This window comes from Streptomyces sp. NPDC047130 (assembly GCF_040643475.1).
Classification (GTDB): Bacteria; Actinomycetota; Actinomycetes; order Streptomycetales; family Streptomycetaceae; genus Streptomyces.
The window spans coordinates 84,600-99,724 of sequence record NZ_JBEYUK010000020.1; the positions used below are offsets into that span (position 1 = coordinate 84,600).

At 75.6% G+C, this 15,125-nt stretch carries 12 protein-coding genes and 1 pseudogene; 4 read left to right on the forward strand and 9 right to left on the reverse strand.

Annotated elements, in window-relative coordinates:
- Positions 1-1,102: pseudogene (locus ABZ836_RS22540) on the reverse strand (hypothetical protein); the annotation flags it as partial.
- Between the two features lie 281 nt (positions 1,103-1,383).
- Between ABZ836_RS22540 and ABZ836_RS22545 the strand changes: the two are divergent.
- Complete coding sequence (locus tag ABZ836_RS22545) at positions 1,384-3,456, forward strand: PhoX family protein (protein ID WP_361144786.1); 2,073 nt, start codon at positions 1,384-1,386, stop codon at positions 3,454-3,456.
- A 64-nt stretch (positions 3,457-3,520) separates the two neighbouring features.
- Here ABZ836_RS22545 and ABZ836_RS22550 read toward each other — a convergent pair whose 3' ends face one another.
- The 3 genes from ABZ836_RS22550 to ABZ836_RS22560 form a co-directional block, all read right to left on the reverse strand.
- The gene (locus tag ABZ836_RS22550) at positions 3,521-4,549 is read right to left on the reverse strand and encodes an endonuclease/exonuclease/phosphatase family protein (RefSeq protein WP_361144789.1); all 1,029 of its coding nucleotides are present in this window, start codon (positions 4,547-4,549) and stop codon (positions 3,521-3,523) included.
- Between the two features lie 234 nt (positions 4,550-4,783).
- Positions 4,784-5,719 carry a hypothetical protein gene (locus ABZ836_RS22555; protein ID WP_361144790.1) on the reverse strand — a complete coding sequence of 312 codons (936 nt, stop codon included), beginning with the start codon at positions 5,717-5,719 and terminating at the stop codon, positions 4,784-4,786.
- A gap of 111 nt (positions 5,720-5,830) precedes the next feature.
- The gene (locus ABZ836_RS22560) at positions 5,831-6,586 is read right to left on the reverse strand and encodes a hypothetical protein (protein WP_361144793.1); all 756 of its coding nucleotides are present in this window, start codon (positions 6,584-6,586) and stop codon (positions 5,831-5,833) included.
- 191 nt (positions 6,587-6,777) lie between these two features.
- Between ABZ836_RS22560 and ABZ836_RS22565 the strand changes: the two genes are divergently transcribed.
- Complete coding sequence (locus ABZ836_RS22565) at positions 6,778-8,202, forward strand: PP2C family protein-serine/threonine phosphatase (protein ID WP_361144796.1); 1,425 nt, start codon at positions 6,778-6,780, stop codon at positions 8,200-8,202.
- Positions 8,199-8,966: a hypothetical protein gene (locus ABZ836_RS22570; RefSeq protein WP_356136628.1), complete on the forward strand. Its 768-nt coding sequence runs from the start codon at positions 8,199-8,201 to the stop codon at positions 8,964-8,966. The genes ABZ836_RS22565 and ABZ836_RS22570 overlap by 4 nt, the downstream gene beginning before the upstream one ends.
- 525 nt (positions 8,967-9,491) lie before the next feature.
- Here the strand turns inward: ABZ836_RS22570 and ABZ836_RS22575 are convergent.
- The gene (locus ABZ836_RS22575; protein ID WP_361144799.1) at positions 9,492-11,204 is read right to left on the reverse strand and encodes a glycoside hydrolase family 13 protein; all 1,713 of its coding nucleotides are present in this window, start codon (positions 11,202-11,204) and stop codon (positions 9,492-9,494) included.
- Positions 11,205-11,633: 429 nt separating this feature from the next.
- Between ABZ836_RS22575 and ABZ836_RS22580 the strand changes: the two genes are divergently transcribed.
- Positions 11,634-11,798, forward strand: coding sequence for a hypothetical protein (locus ABZ836_RS22580; RefSeq protein WP_356136632.1), 165 nt, complete (start codon positions 11,634-11,636; stop codon positions 11,796-11,798).
- 97 nt (positions 11,799-11,895) lie between these two features.
- Here the strand turns inward: ABZ836_RS22580 and ABZ836_RS22585 are convergent, their stop codons facing one another.
- The 4 genes from ABZ836_RS22585 to ABZ836_RS22600 all read right to left on the reverse strand — a co-directional run bounded on the left by ABZ836_RS22585 (position 11,896) and on the right by ABZ836_RS22600 (position 15,042).
- On the reverse strand, positions 11,896-13,005 hold the full coding sequence (locus ABZ836_RS22585) for an ABC transporter ATP-binding protein (RefSeq protein WP_361144802.1): 1,110 nt from the start codon (positions 13,003-13,005) through the stop codon (positions 11,896-11,898).
- Positions 12,981-13,805: a molybdate ABC transporter permease subunit gene (gene modB, locus ABZ836_RS22590; RefSeq protein WP_361144805.1), complete on the reverse strand. Its 825-nt coding sequence runs from the start codon at positions 13,803-13,805 to the stop codon at positions 12,981-12,983. The genes ABZ836_RS22585 and modB overlap by 25 nt, the downstream gene beginning before the upstream one ends.
- On the reverse strand, positions 13,802-14,572 hold the full coding sequence (modA, locus tag ABZ836_RS22595) for a molybdate ABC transporter substrate-binding protein (protein ID WP_361144808.1): 771 nt from the start codon (positions 14,570-14,572) through the stop codon (positions 13,802-13,804). Before modA ends, modB begins: the two co-directional genes overlap by 4 nt.
- A 65-nt stretch (positions 14,573-14,637) precedes the next feature.
- Positions 14,638-15,042: a helix-turn-helix transcriptional regulator gene (locus ABZ836_RS22600; protein ID WP_361144811.1), complete on the reverse strand. Its 405-nt coding sequence runs from the start codon at positions 15,040-15,042 to the stop codon at positions 14,638-14,640.
- Positions 15,043-15,125: the final 83 nt, after the last annotated feature.

Genomic DNA, 15,125 nt, shown 5'->3' on the forward strand with positions numbered 1-15,125 from the left:
CCGCGGCGGCCTCCGGCTCGGCGTTGGCCTTCGGCTCGTCCTTCGCTTCCGCGTCGGCCTTCGGCTCGTCCTCTGCGTCGGCCTTCGGCTGGTCCTGCGCCTTGGCTTCCGGTGCCTGCTCGTTCTGCGCCTCAGCCTTCGCTTCAGCCTCGGGCTTGTCCTTCGCCTCGACCTTCGGCTCGTCCTCCGCTTCCGCGTCAGCCTTCGGCTTGTCCTGTGCCTTCGCGTCCGCGTCGGCTTCCGGCTTGTCCTCTGCGTCCGCGTCGGAGTCGGCTTCCGGCGCCTGCTCGTCCTTCGCCTCTGCCTCAGCCTCCGCGTCCGTGTCCGCGTCGGCCTCCGGCTTGTCCTGTGCCTTCGGCTCCTGCGGCTGCTCGTCCTTCGCCTCGGCCTTGTCCCCGGCTTCCGGCTCCGGCTTGTCCTGCGCGGCGGCTTCGGGCTCGGGCTCCGTGGCGGCGTCGGCCTCCGGCTTGTCCTGCGCGTCCGCGACCGCGGCGGGCTTCTCGTCGGCGGGGGCCTCGGGCTCGGTGGCGGGCTCGTCCTTAGCCTCTGCCCCGGCGGGAGTTCTGGGCTCGTCCTGCGTCTTGGCCTCAGCCTCGGCAGCGGGCTCCGAGTCGGTACCGGCCTCGGGCGTCTCGGGCTCGTCCTTCGCGGCGGACTTCGGCTCGGTCTCGGCGGCGGCGTCGGCGGCGGGCTCCGCGTCGGCGGGAGCCTCGGTCTCGGCGGAGGCCTTCGCGGGGGCGTCGGCGGCGGGCTCGGGCTGCGGGTCGGAGGTGGTGGCCTCCTCGATGCGGGAGTCGACCTTCGCCTCAGCCTCGGCGACGGCCTCGGGCTCCGCCACGGCCTTCGGGGCGACGGCGTCGTCACCCGGCTCGGCGGGCTTCGGGATGGCGACGCCGTCGAACGCCGCGGACACCAGCTCGTGCTCCGTCTTCCCGGTCGGCTGCTCGGGCGAGGAGGCCGGCGCCGGAACCGTCGCGGGGGCCTCGTCCGCCGCGGCCTTGTCCGGGGCACCGCCCTGCGGCGGGACCGTGGGCTCCGGGTCGGCGGCACGTTCCTTGCGTGCCTTTCCGAACGCGTTCCGCAGGAGAGAGAAGATGCCCATGTGTCGCTACCCTTCGGAGGAGCTGAAGCCCGTCGAACCCTGGCCAGGACGGACACGTAAGGTTAGCGGCCCCTCAGGGGCCGTCCGGTAAGGGGCGCACGCCCCGCGTCCGCCACCGCACCCGACCGGACGCGTCCCATCGGGTGGACCCTTCCCGTCCCGAGGTTTGACAGCCGTATGGCTGCCGCCGGTTCACCCGTCATTCACCCGGACGATCCGTTCCCGCACGCCTTCCTCCCTAGCGTCACCTTCACACCTAGGGCACAAGGGGAGATTCGAACGTGCGCACTTCGCTGCCGATCGTAGGAACGCCGTCCGCCGCGCATCCAGGCGGCCGCTCGGCCCTGACCTGTCGCTTCCGCTGTGGTGACGCCTGCTTCCACGCGGTGCCGAACACCAGCGACAACGCCTACATCGGGGACATCGTCGCCGGTGTGGTGAGCCGCCGTTCGGTGATGCGCGCCGCCGCCGTGGTGACGGTCGCCGCCGCGGCCGGCACCGCCACGGTCGGTGGCGCCCAGCCCGCGCAGGCCGCCGAGGCGGCGGGCCGCCACGGACGCCCCGGGAAGCCGGACGGCGCCCGCGGCCTGCGCTTCACGCCCGTCGCGCCGAACACCGCGGACCGGGTCACCGTGCCGGCCGGTTACGGCCAGAACGTGGTCATCCGCTGGGGCGAACCGATCCTGCGCGGTGCCCCGCGGTTCGACCCGGAGAACCAGACCGCCGCCGCGCAGGCCGGTCAGTTCGGCTACAACAACGACTTCCTGGCCCTGCTCCCGCTGAAGGGCGAGCCGCACCGCCAGATCCTCGTCGCCAACCACGAGTACACCGACGAGGTCCTGATGTTCCGCGACTACGACGCGGACAACCCGACCCGCGAGCAGGTGGCGATCGCCTGGGCCGCGCACGGACTGTCCGCCGTGGTCGTCGAGGAGGACCGCCGCACCGGCGCGCTGCGCCCGGTCCCCCGTCACCACCTCAACCGCCGGGTCACCGCCACCACGGAGTTCCGGCTCACCGGTCCCGCGGCCGGCTCGGACCTGCTGAAGACCTCCGCCGACCCGACCGGCACCAAGGTGCTCGGCACGCTCAACAACTGTGCGGGCGGCGTCACCCCGTGGGGCACCACGCTGCACGGCGAGGAGAACTTCAACCAGTACTTCGCCAACGCCGGCCGCACCACCGACAGCCGCTACGGCATCGGCACCGGCGCCACCGATCGCAAGTGGGAGCGCTTCGACAAGCGGTTCGACGTCGCTCAGGAGCCCAACGAGGTCCACCGCTTCGGCTGGGTCGTCGAGTTCGACCCCACCGACCCGGACTCCGTCCCGCGCAAGCGGACCGCGCTCGGCCGCTTCAAGCACGAGGCCGCCACCGTCAGCCTCACCGCCGACGGCCGTCCGGTCATCTACTCGGGCGACGACGAGCGCTTCGACTACGTGTACAAGTTCGTCGGCTCCAAGCGGATGGCGAAGGGCAACTCCCGCGCCGCCCGTGCCCACAACCTCACGCTGCTCGACGAAGGCACCCTGTACGTCGCCCGGTTCACCGGCGACTCGCCCGTCTCCGAGATCGACGGCAGTGGCAAGCTGCCCTCGGACGGCGAGTTCGACGGCAGCGGCCGGTGGATCCCGCTGGCCACCGCCACCGCCGACGGTGCCGTCTCGCACGTGCCGGGCATGACGGCCGAGGAGGTCTTCGTCTTCACGCGCCTGGCCGGTGACAAGCGGCAGGCGACCAAGATGGACCGCCCCGAGGACGTCGAGCCGAACCCCCGCACCGGCAAGGTGTACGTCGCCCTGACCAACAACAGCAACCGCGGCAGGACGAACTACCCGGCCGCGGACGAGGCCAACCCGCGCAACCAGAACAAGCACGGCCAGGTCCTGGAGCTCACCGAGAAGCACTCCCGGCCCGATGCCCTGGAGTTCGCCTGGTCGCTGTTCCTGGTCGCCGGCGACCCGAGCGACCCGGCCACCTACTTCGCCGGCTTCCCCAAGGAGAAGGTCAGCCCCATCTCCTGCCCGGACAACGTGGCGTTCGACCCGCACGGCAACCTGTGGATCTCCACCGACGGCAACGCGCTGGGCAACCACGACGGCCTGTTCGGCGTCGCGGTCACCGGTGACCGCCGGGGCGAGCTCAAGCAGTTCCTGACGGTGCCGAAGGGCGCGGAGACCTGCGGCCCGGTGATCCAGGACCGCCGTGTCCTGGTCGCCGTGCAGCACCCGGGCGAGGTCGACGGGGCGGACGTGGACAACCCCGCCTCGCAGTGGCCCGACGGCCCGGGCACGTACGTCCGGCCCGCCGTGGTCGCGGTGTGGCGCCAGGACGGGCGGGACATCGGCGTCTGACGCTCCGGCAGCTCCCGTGGCTCCGGCAGCTACTGCGGCTCATGCGGCTCCGGCCGTCGTCGCGTCAGCGGTGGAGGGTGAGGGTCACCAGCACGGCTCGGTGGTCCGAGCCCTCCATCGCCGGGAACCGGGCGTCGCGGGCCGTGAACGCGGGGGAGACCAGCACGTGGTCGATCTGCACGCCCGGCGCCGGCGCTCCGGTGACCGGCCAGGTCGCCCTGCGGGCGGCGCCGGCCAGGGCGGCCGCGTCGTTCAGGCCCCCGTCGTCGAGAAGGCGGCGGAACGCGGCGTGGTCGCGTGAGGCGTTGAAGTCGCCGGCGAGGATCACGGGGGTGTCCTCGGCGACGGCTTCGGCGTTTCCGGCGGCTGCCCGCTCCCCTGCCCAGTGGCGGAGGTCCTCGAGCTCCGCGCGCCAGGTGGTCAGGCGCTCGGGGATGGGCGGCGAGGGATGGGCCAGTTGCAGGCGGACCTGATGGCCCGCGACCTCGATGACGGCGCCGGGCTGGCCCATGGAGGCGGGAACCCCGGCCGCCGCGGTCAGGGGCAGCCGGGAGTGGATCACCGAGCCGACCGGTCCGCCTCCCGCCACGGCCCGGCGGTGCGGATGCGTAGCGGTGAGCCGGGAGGTCAGGGCGTCCATGCAGGCGGGGTCGCACTCCTGGACGAAGACCAGGTCGGGGCGCTCCTGGCGGACCAGGTCCACGAGGGGGCCGACGGCCTGGCCGAACTGGAGGTTCGCGGTCAGGACGCGCAGATCGGCGACAGGGCTTCCCGCCGGGTCGTGGTCGCCCCCGCGCGGGACCGTGTACCAGGCGAGCAGCGCCACCAGGGCCGCCCCCCAGACGGCGAGGACGCGGCGCCGGGCGAGCAGGGCGCCCAGCAGCCCCAGGCCGGCCGGGACCGCCAGCCAGGGGAGGAAGGCCAGCAGCTGCGGCACGGGGGTAGGACCGTCGGCGTCGGCGACGCGGAAGGCGGTCACGGCGGTGGTCCCCGCGAGCAGCGCGGCGGCGGCCAGGGCGGCGACGGCGCGGGCGGGGCGTCGGCGGGATGAGGACGCCTGCTGCTGCGTCTGCCTCTGCTGCGTCGTGGCCACGGTTTCATGGTGCCCCACGCGGCCTCGGCGGGTCACCGGAACGGTCACTCCGCGGCATGTCCGGCCCGGTTTCCGATGGCCCCGGGGTGCTCCGGGGCCGACCGTCGGCCTCCGTGGCCGGGGCGCTCCGGTGACCGGGGGTGTCCTGGGGCAAACCGGGGGGTGCTCCGGCCGAACGGGGACGCGGGCAGGTGACCCAAGGGGTGGGGTGGGGTGGGGTGGGGGCAGGGCGGTTCAGGCCTGGGCCTGGCTGGGTTCGGTGGGGTCGACGGCCGGGTCGGGGGACGGCAGCGCGGCCGGGGCCGTGCGGGGGGAGGCTTGTCGGGCCGTCGCCCGGCGGCGGGTGAGCCAGGTGGTGGCGGCGACCAGGAGGCCGAGGGCGACCAGGGCCCAGGCGACGTGGCGCAGGGGCGCGGTGAGGGCGTCGTAGACCGCGGCCGCGGCGGGACGCGAGACGCCCGGGGGGAGGTCGGCGAGCAGCGCCGCCCGCCCCACCAGCAACGCGACGCCGAGGACCGCGCCGCCCACCGCCGTGCCGAGGGCGGTCGCGGTGACCGCCCGGCGGCGCCGCACCGCGACGGCGATGCCGGCCACCGCGAGCACCCCGGCCGACACTGGCAGCCACACCCCGGCGACCTCCAGCGTGCGCAGCCCGTCCCGCAGCCCGCGCAGCTCCTCCGGCTCCAGGACGGCCACCCGGGTGTGCCGCACCGGGATGCTGCCGGCCAGCGGCACGTTCTCGTCGGCGAGCTCGTGCCGGACCCGTTCCGTGATGGGCGCCAGGTCGACCGTGACGGGTCCGTCGCGCGGCTCGCGCAGGGCCTTCAGCACGGCCTCGTGCGACGCCCGGTTCCCGGCGTCCCATACGGCGCGGAAGGCCTCCGTGGTGGTGAACGACCGCACCGCGCTGTGCACGAACGGCGCCGCGGACGGGGGCAGGTCACGGTCGTCCGCCAGCCTGTGCACGATGCCCGCGCCGACCGTGTCCGCGACCAGGCCGCGCACCGCCGGGTCGGAGGCGAGCGGCGCCATGGTCGTGACGTACCGGCCGGTGTCCGCGATGCCGTGCACCGCCCAGGCGGCCAGCACCCCGAACGGCAGCAGCAGGCACGCCGCGGCGGTCAGGGCCGCCGACAGCACGTCACGGAGACGGCGCGTGCGGGGAGTCACACCCCCAGACAACGCCGCCCGCCCGGCCGGGGCGAGCGACGCGCGTCCGTCCGGGTGAGCGGCGTGCCGGGGCGAGCGGCGTGGCCGGGGTGAGCGGCGTGGCCGGGACCCTCAGTGGCGTCGGCGCATCGCGCGGGCCATCTTGAGCGTCCGCATCAGCAGGCGTGCCTTGCCGCGGCGTTGCCGGCGCAGCCGGATGGGGTGCGGGGGCACGGCCCCCGGCGCCGTCGCGGTGGTGGGGGCCGTGCCCGTCCTGGAGGCGGTCGTGGTGGCGGTGGTGGTGGTCGGCGCGCCCGCCGTGCCGAGCGCGGACCGGGTGGTCGACGACTCGGAGGCGTACGCCGCGGTGCGCATCGCGTCCTCGCCCGCCGTGGCCGGATGGTGGAGCTCCCCCGGGGCCACCGCGCCGGGTGTCCGGTGGGTGCTGACCCGGTAGAGGACGGAGACGAACACGCCCACCGCCAGGGCCAGGCCCAGGACCACGGAGCGGAGCACGCTCTGGTTGGTGGTGCTGACCAGGAAGCCCAGGGCCATGCCCGCGAACGCCGCCCAGGCCAGGGCCCTCGGGACGTGCGGCAGGCGCGGGGCGAGGGCCCGCAGCGCCATCAGCGCCAGCATGAACACCAGGGCCGTCGCGAAGCCGAAGAACACGTTCCAGCCGGTGATCGGACCGCCGCGGCGGACGTCGGTGGCGGCCCAGAAGCCGTAGATCAGCCCGAGCCCGAGGGGCAGGGCCCACTTCATGATCTTCGTCCCGCGCTCGCCGAGCAGCCGCAGGTCGGCGCCGGGACGCTGGTCGGCGCCCGTGTGCCAGGTGCCGGGAGGCCGGGACAGGGAGCCTCGCGGGGCGTTTGGCGCGTACGTCATGGAAACGCTCCTCTCCGCCGGAAAGCCAGGGGCTTCGAGAGTGGACCGGATGGCGCGGACGGGCCGCGGCCTGTGGACGAACCCTGGCTCCGGTTTCCAGCGGACACCCGTACGAGTGAAGGGGCAACTCGGGACGTCCTCGCTGTCCACCACCGGATGCAGGCCCCTGGACCCCGTGTTTCGCTGAGGTCATGCAGCCCACGCCCGACACGTTCGACTCCCCGGGGCCGGTCCGCGCCACCGGTGCGGAGAAGGCCGCGTCCCTCGGCGTCTCGGGTCCGGCGGCGTTCCTCTACTGGCGGGGGCACTCGACCGGCTGGGTGCTGCCCGCGCTGATCGTGATCGCCGCCGCGGTCGTGGAGGTGGCCACGGACGACCGGTTCCGGGCGGTGTCCTGGATGGTGCTGGCGCCCGGAGTGGCCGCCGCCCTGTGCAGCGTGCGCGGCACGGCGTTCCTGGCCCTGTTCGCCCTCGCCGTGTACGTGCTCGTCACCGCCGTCGTGCGTCCGACGGTGAGTCCCTGGCCGGTCCTGGTGCTGCTGGTCATCGGCGGGGCGCTGGCCGTCTTCGCCTGCGTGGTGCGGATCAGCCACGCCGAACGGCTGTCGCGGATGTCCGTGGTCGCCGACACCACCCGCCGGGCCGTGCTGCGTCCCTTCCCGCCCGGGCTCGGCGGGCTGGAGCAGGCGGCGCTCTACCTGCCGGCCAACAGCGAGGCCCGGGTGGGCGGCGACTTCTACGACATCCAGCCCAGCCCGTGGGGGACACGGGTGGTGGTCGGGGACGTGCAGGGAAAGGGCCTGGAGGTGGTGGAGACGGCCGCCGCGCTGCTGGGGACCTTCCGGGAGGCCGGGTACCACGAGCGGTCGCTGGCGGCGGTGGCGTCCCGGCTGGAGATCCGGCTGAAGCGCCAGGTCGCCTACCGCCTCGACCTGGGGGCCGAGCAGGACCGCGACCGGTTCGCCACGGCGGTGATGATCGGCTACCCGGCGGGCGAACCGGGCGTGGTGGAGATGGTCAACTTCGGCCACGAGCCGCCGCTGCTGATCGGCCCCGACGGCACCACGGGCGCGCTGCCCGGCGCGCACGGGCTGCCGCTGGGGATGAGCGACATCGCGGACCTGCCCCCACCGGTCCTGCGCGTCCCGATACCGGCCGGGGCCACCCTGCTGCTCACCACCGACGGGGTCACCGAGGCGCGGAACGCCGCCGGGGACTTCTATCCGCTGCGGGAGGAGGTCGCCCGGGCCGCCGCCCGGGACCCCGCGCTGCGGCGGCCGGAGGGGGTGGTCCGCTTCGTCCGCGAGGGAGTGCTGCTGCACTCCGGGGGCCACCTGGAGGACGACACGACGATCTTCTCCGTCCGCCGCCCCGGGCCGGACGAACCACCGGCGTGGGAGCGGTCGGCGCGGGAGGCGGGGCCCTACTCGGGCGTGCCGCCGCGCGAGGGCGGGTCACCGCGGGAGGGCGGGTCACCGCGGGAGGGCCGGCGGCGGCACAGCCGGTTCCGTCTCGGACCGGTCCCCCTGCGACTGCCCCGGCGGGTGCCGCGGTCGCGGTCGCTGCCGAGGCTGCGGGCGTGGCGGCGGAGCCGGGCGACGGGGGCGCAGGGGTGACGGGACCCGCCGTGGACCTCGGCCGGGGAGTGGAGGAGGCCTGGTCGGGGGTCGTCCTGTTCGTGCCCCGGCTGGCCGGGTTCCTGGTCGTCCTGGGAGGGGGATGGGTGGTGGCCCGGACGGCCGCCAAGGTGCTGGAGCGGGTGCTGCGGAGGCTGGGGTCCGAGCGGCTGGCCGAGCGGGCGGGGGTGCGGCGGCTGCTCCGCGAGTCGGCGTACGACATGACGGGGATCGTCTGCCGGGTGGTCCGGTACGCGCTGCTGCTGGTCGTGCTGCAGCTCGCCCTCGGGGTGTTCGGCGCGAACCCGGTCAGTGCGGTGATCGAAGGGGTGGTGGCCTGGCTGCCGCGGGGCGTGGTGGCGGTGGTGCTGGTCGTGGTGGCGCTCGCCGTCGCCAACGGGGCGCGGCACGTGGTCGGGGCGGTGCTGGCGACGGTCCCGTACGGCAAGGGGGTCGCCGGCGGGGTGTGGGCGGCGATCGTGGTGCTGGGGGTGATCGCGGCGCTGGAGCAGGCGGGGATCGCCACCGGGGTGGTGCTGCCGGTGCTGTACGCGGGACTGGGGACGGTCGCGGGCGTTGTGGTGGTCGGAGTGGGCGGAGGGCTGATCGTGCCGATGCGGGCGCGGTGGGAGCGGTGGCTCACGCGGGCGGAACAGGAGGTGTCCGCCGCGCGCGTCAGCCTCTCCACCTACCGTGCCGCCCAGCCCCCCGACCCCCGGCCCCGGCCCGACCGGTCCGGCCCCGACCGCTCCCGCCCCGACTGAGCCTCCCTGACCGGTCCCGCCCTGACCGGTCCCGCCCTGACCGGTCCCGCCCTGACCGGTCCCGCCCTGAGTGGCCGTCCCCACCGGTCCCGCCCTGACCGGTCCCGCCCTGAGTGGCCGTCCCCGCCGGTCCCGCCCCGACTGGTCCCGCCCCGATTGCGTCTCCCGACCCGTCCTGCCCCGACCGAGCCTCGCCCGATCGGCCCCGCCGTGATCGAGTCGGCCCCGACGAGACCGGTCCCGCCCTGCCTGAGCCGCCTGGACCCTGCCGCTCCGGCGGGGCTGCCCCGGACTGTGCCGCTCCGGCCGAGCCGCCTGGACCCTGCCGCTCCGGCTGGGCTCTCCCGGACCCTGCCGCTCCGGCCGGGTCGCCGGGACCGTGCCGCTCCGGCTGGGCCGCCTGGACTGTGCCGCTCCGGCTGGGTCGCCGGGACCGTGCCGCTCCATCCGGGGCCGCCGGGACCGTGCCGCTCCGGCTGGGCCGCCGGGACCGTGTCGTGCGGGCGCGGGGGTCGGCGGGGGTGGTCAGGCCTTGAGCCAGGCCGTGGTGTCGGGGGGCAGCGTGGTGCCGTCCAGGGGGCCGCTGGTGATCAGGGGGCGGCCCGGAGGGAGGGGGACCGGCGCGGAGGAGGTGTTGGCGACGACCTGCCAGCCGCCCGGGCGGGCGAAGTGCAGGACACCCGGACCGCTGTCGTCGCGCCAGGTCAGGGACTCGTCCGCGCTCAGCAGCCCGCGCCGGATCCGCAGCGCCGCGCGGTAGAGCTCCAGCGTGGAGCCCTCGACCCCGTCCTGCGCCTCCACCGACAGCTCGGAGAAGGACGCCGGCTGCGGCAGCCAGGGCGTCCCGGCCGCGGAACCGGAGCCGAACCCGAATCCGAAGCCCGCGCCGTCCCGTGTCCACGGCAGCGGCACCCGGCATCCGTCGCGCCCCTTGCGCGCGTGCCCGGTCTGCTCCCAGATCGGGTCCCGCAGCGCCTCGGCCGGCAGGTCGGCGACCTCCGGCAGTCCCAGCTCCTCCCCCTGGTACAGGTACGCCGACCCCGGCAGCGCCAGCATCAGCAGCGTCGCCGCCCGCGCCCGGCGCAGCCCCAGCTCCGCGTCGACCTCCGGTTCCCGGCCGTCGGAGAGCAGCCAGGCGTCGGGGTCGGCGTCCGGCGGCAGGGCGAGGCGGGTGGCATGCCGGATGACGTCGTGGTTGGAGAGGACCCAGGTCGCCGACGCGCCCGCCGCCCGCGCCTGTTCCAGCGAGTCGGTGATCACCGACCGCAGCGCCGTCGCCTCCCACGGCGTGCGCAGGTACTCGAAGTTGAACGCCTGCCCCAGCTCGTCGGGGCGGGCGTACAGCACCCGCCGCGGCCCCGGCACCCACGCCTCGGCGACCGCCATCCGGGGCGGTGCGTAGGAGTCGAGGATCTTGCGCCAGTCGCGGTAGATCTCGTGCACCTCGTCCCGGTCGTAGAGCGGGTGCTCGCCCGGCGCCATGCCCTCCAGCGCCTCGTCGCCGCCGGCCGCCAGGTCGCCGAGGTCCCGGAGCGGCTCGGTGAGGTCCTTGGCGAGGGCGTGCGCCACGTCCACCCGGAAGCCGTCGACGCCGCGGTCCGACCAGAACCGCAGGGTGGTGCGGAAGTCGGCGCGCACCTCCTCGTTGTCCCAGTTGAGGTCGGGCTGCTCGGGCGCGAAGAGGTGGAGGTACCACTGGCCGTCCGGCACCCGCCGCCAGGCGCTGCCGCCGAACACCGAGTGCCAGTCGGACGGGGGCAGTTCGCCGTCCGGGCCGCGGCCGTCGCGGAAGACGTACCGGTCCCTGGCCGGCGATCCGGGCCCGGCCCGCAGGGCCTCCTGGAACCAGGCGTGCCGGTGGGAGGTGTGGTTGGGAACCAGGTCGACGATCACCTTGAGGCCCAGCCGGTGGGCCTCGGCGACCATCAGGTCGAAGTCCTCCAGCGTGCCGAGGCGGGGGTCGACGTCGCGGTAATGGGCGACGTCGTAGCCGCCGTCGGCGAGCTCCGACGGGTAGAAGGGGCTCAGCCAGACCGCGTCCACGCCGAGCGTCGCCAGGTGGGCCAGCCGTCGTGTGACGCCCCGCAGGTCCCCCACCTCGCCGCCGTTCGCCGCGGCGAAACTACGCGGGTACACCTGGTAGATCACCGCCTGGCGCCACCAGTGGGGGTCGCGGGAGGACAGGTCCGGGGTGTTCCGGTCGGCGGTGTTCGGTTCGGGCGGGGGACTGACGGTCACGACGACTCCTGAGCGGCTCGGCTCCGTTACCTCCCTCCACTGTTCACAACGTGGGGACGACCGCGTTCATGCCGCGCGGGCACGGGGGGAAATCCCGCCCGCCTCTCAGCCGTGCAGCCGCCCGACGCCACGGCCCTACGCCACGGCCCGACGCCACGGCCCTACGCCCCGGCCCGACCGCCATGGCCCGGCACCACCGCCGGGTGGTGCGGCCCGCCGCCGGAGCCCCCGCTCCCGCCGTCCGCCGCCCGCCCCGTTCCGCCCGGACTCCGCCACCGCGGACGCCGGGTGCGAGCCGTTCACCCCTTTCGTCACGCTTCGGGGCTGCCAACTCCCTTTCCGGGTCTTGCCGTTCGGTATGGGCGGCTCTAGGTTGAACCGCACGTTGATCGTTGTTCACCTTGGTCCACCGAGCTCGACGAGGTCGCCTTGATCCGACGGACGCACGCGCGTCATCTCCGCGCCGTGGGCGCCGCGCTGGTCGCGGTGGCGGCGCTGGTCCTGGCCGCGCAGGTCGGCCCCGCGGCCGCCGTCCCCGCGGGTGCGGGGGCTACCGGCACGGAGGTCGTGGAGCAGGCCGCCGAGCGGTTATGAGCGCACGGGGCGCGAGGTCCCCGGCGCCGGCCCAGCCACCCGCACCCGCGCCGGCCGCCGCCCGTTCCCCTTCCCCTTCACGCCCTCCGTGCCCCCGCTATTCCGCCGGGTAGGCGTGGGTCTGTCCGGCCTTGACGGTGGCCCACACCTCGCCGCCGGGAGCCAGCCCCAGTTCGGCGGCCGAGACGGTGGTGAGGTCCGCCGCCATGGGCAGTTCGCCGGTGAGGTCGGCGCGGACGCGGTCGCCGTGCGACTCCATCCCCGCCACCCGGCAGCGCCACACGTTGCGCGCGCTGGTGCCCGCCGGACGTTCCCGGTGGAGCGTCACCGCGGACGGGGGGAAGGCGACGAACACCTCGCCGGAGAGCTCCTCCGTGACAGTGACAGTGACAGCGAAGACACCGGCACCGGCACCGGCACCGGCTTCGCGCCCGCCGCCGTCCACCCGCACCCGGTGCCCCGAGGCCGTGCCGCGGTACAGGTTGAGGCCGACCAGGCGGGCGACGTAGTCGGTGCGGGGACGCCGGGCGACCAGGTCGGGGGTGCCCGTCTGGACCACCCGGCCGCTCTCCACCACCACCAGCCGGTCCGCCAGCACCATCGCGTCCAGCGGGTCGTGGGTCACCAGCACGGCCACGGCCTCGAACTCCTCCAGGTGCCGCCGCAGGGCGGCCCGGGTCTCCAGCCGGGTGCGGGCGTCGAGGGCCGCCAGCGGTTCGTCGAGCAGCAGCAACCGGGGCCGGGTGGCCAACGCCCGGGCCAGCGCGACGCGTTGGGCCTGGCCGCCGGAGAGGCGGCGCGGCCGTGCGGTGGCGTGCCGCTCGAGCCCCATCCGCTCCAGCCGCCGCGCGGCCTCGGCCCGCGCCTCCCGCCGGGACAGGCCCCGGCAGCGCAGGCCGAAGGCCACGTTGTCGAGGGCGGACAGGTGCGGGAAGAGGAGGTAGTCCTGGAAGACGACGCCGACCGGCCGGTTCTCGGCGGGCAGCGCCGACAGTTCGCGGCCGTCGAGCAGGAGGTGGCCGTCGTCCAGCGGGGTGAGCCCGGCCAGGGCGCGCAGCGCGGTGGTCTTGCCCGCGCCGTTGGGGCCGAGCAGGGCCACCACCTCCCCGGGCGCGGCGGTCAGCGCCACGTCCAGCAGGAAGTCGCCGCGCCGCACGACGAGCCGGGCGTCGAGGCCGTCCGTCACGCGCCCACCCCCGTCGTCCACCGCTCCCGCATCGCGCCCAGCACCGCCACGGAGACCGCCAGCAGCACCAGGGAGAGCGCCGCCGCCGCCGCCGGATCGCTCTGCAGCGCCAGGTAGACGGCGAGCGGCATGGTCTGGGTGCGGCCCGGGAAGTTGCCGGCGAAGGTGATGGTCGCGCCGAACTCGCCGAGCGCCCGGGCCCAGGCGAGCACCGCGCCCGCCGCGACCCCCGGCGCGATCAGCGGCAGCGTCACCCGCCGGAAGGCGGTGAACCGGGACGCCCCCAAAGTCGCCGCGGCCTCCTCGAAGCGGGGGTCGGCGGCGCGCAGCGTGCCCTCCACGCTGATCACCAGGAACGGCATCGCCACGAACGCCTCGGCGACGATCACGCCCGCCGTGGTGAACGGCAGCGTCACCCCGAACCAGTCGTCCAGCAGCCGGCCCACCAGGCCGTCCCGGCCCAGCGCCATCAGCAGCGCCACACCGCCGACCACCGGCGGCAGCACCAGCGGCAGCGTGACCAGGGCGCGCAGCAGGCCCCGTCCGGGAAAGTCGGTGCGGGCGAGCACCCAGGCCAGCGGGACCCCCAGCACCAGGCAGAGCGCGGTCGCCGCGGTCGCGGACAGCAGGGACAGCCGCAGCGCCTCCCAGACCCGCGGTTCGCCGAGCTGCGTGGGCAGCTCCGACCAGGGGGCGCGCAGCACGAGCGCCGCCAGCGGCAGCAGCAGGAACACCAGGCCGGCGGCGGCGGGCACGAGCAGGGCGAGGGGCGCGCGGCCGGTGGACCGCCGGCCCTTCGCGGTGGCGGCGCCGGTCGTCACGGCCGGTCCGCTCCGGGCTCCATGAATCCCGCCGCGCGCAGCACCCGGCGGCCCTCGGCGGAGCGCACGAACTCCACGAAGGCCTCGGCCTCCTCGGGCTGCGGCGCGTCCTCGAGCACCGCGATGGGGTAGCTGTTCAGGGCCGTCTCCGCCTCCGGGAACTCCACGCCGGTCACCGCGTCCCCGGCGGCCCGCACGTCGGTCGCGTACACCAGCGCGGCGTCGGCCTCCTTGAGCCGCACCTTGGTGAGCGCGCCCTTGACGTCCTGCTCGTACGAGACGGGGCGGACGCGGACCCCGGCGGTCTCCAGCACGGTGCGGGCGGCCGCGCCGCAGGGGACGGCGGCATCGCAGAGCACGACCTTCAGTTCGGGGCGGGCGAGGTCGCCGAGGCTCCGGACGCAGTCCGGGTTGCCGGGGGCGGTGACGATCCGCAGGCGGTTCCGGGCGAAGACCTGGGGTTGGCCGGACGTCCCTCCGGCGCGGGTCACGCGGGTCATGGTGGCCTCGTCGGCGGAGGCGAACACGTCGGCGGGGGCGCCGCCGGTGATGCCCGCGGCCAGCGTGTCGCTGCCGCCGAAGCTGAACTCGACCTCGGTGCCGGGGTTCCGCTCCTCGAACTCCTCGCCGAGGGTGGTGAACGACTCCTTGAGCGAGGCGGCGGCGAAGACGGTCACCGTGGGGCCGGTTTCCTGCGCGGAGCAGCCGGAGAGGGCGAGCGCGAGGAGGGTGGCGCCGACCGAGGCGAGGGCCGCGGCGGGGCGCACAGGGGCGCGAGTGCGGGCGCGGGCGCCCCCGAGGGCGCGGGCGCAAGTGCGGGACCGGGCGCGGATCACCGGGGGTCCACAGGGCGGTCGACGTGCACGCTGGTCGCCTTCACGCGGGCCGTGGCCTCCACGCCCACCTCCAGTCCGAGTTCCTCCACGGCCTCCCTGGTCATCAGCGACACCAGGCGGTGCGGGCCGGCCTGGATCTCGACCTGGGCGGCGACGTCACCGAGCTGCACGGCGGTCACGATGCCGGGGAAGGCGTTCCGCGCGGAGGTGTAGGGGGCGCGTTCGCCGTCGCCGTCCTGGGCCAGTTCGACCGCGAACGCGGCGAGGTCGGGCCCGGCGACGACGCGGCGGCCGGCGTCGTCCCGGCGGGTCGCGAGCCGGCCCGCGTCGGCCCAACGGCGGACGGTGTCCGCGCTCACCCCGAGCAGCCGGGCGGCCCGCCCTATCGAGTACTCCCGCATGTGCGCCAACCTAAGGCCCCCAGCCCCGCACCTGCAAGCCTCCGCCCCTCTTCCGCCCCGCATCCGCGCATCCGCGCATCCGC

Excerpts from the sequence above, each read along its gene's own strand:
- ABZ836_RS22600 (WP_361144811.1), bottom strand. The coding sequence starts at position 15,042 with ATGCGGGAGTACTCGATAGGGCGGGCCGCCCGGCTGCTCGGGGTGAGC.
- ABZ836_RS22560 (WP_361144793.1), bottom strand. The coding sequence starts at position 6,586 with ATGACGTACGCGCCAAACGCCCCGCGAGGCTCCCTGTCCCGGCCTCCC.
- ABZ836_RS22565 (WP_361144796.1), top strand. The coding sequence starts at position 6,778 with ATGCAGCCCACGCCCGACACGTTCGACTCCCCGGGGCCGGTCCGCGCC.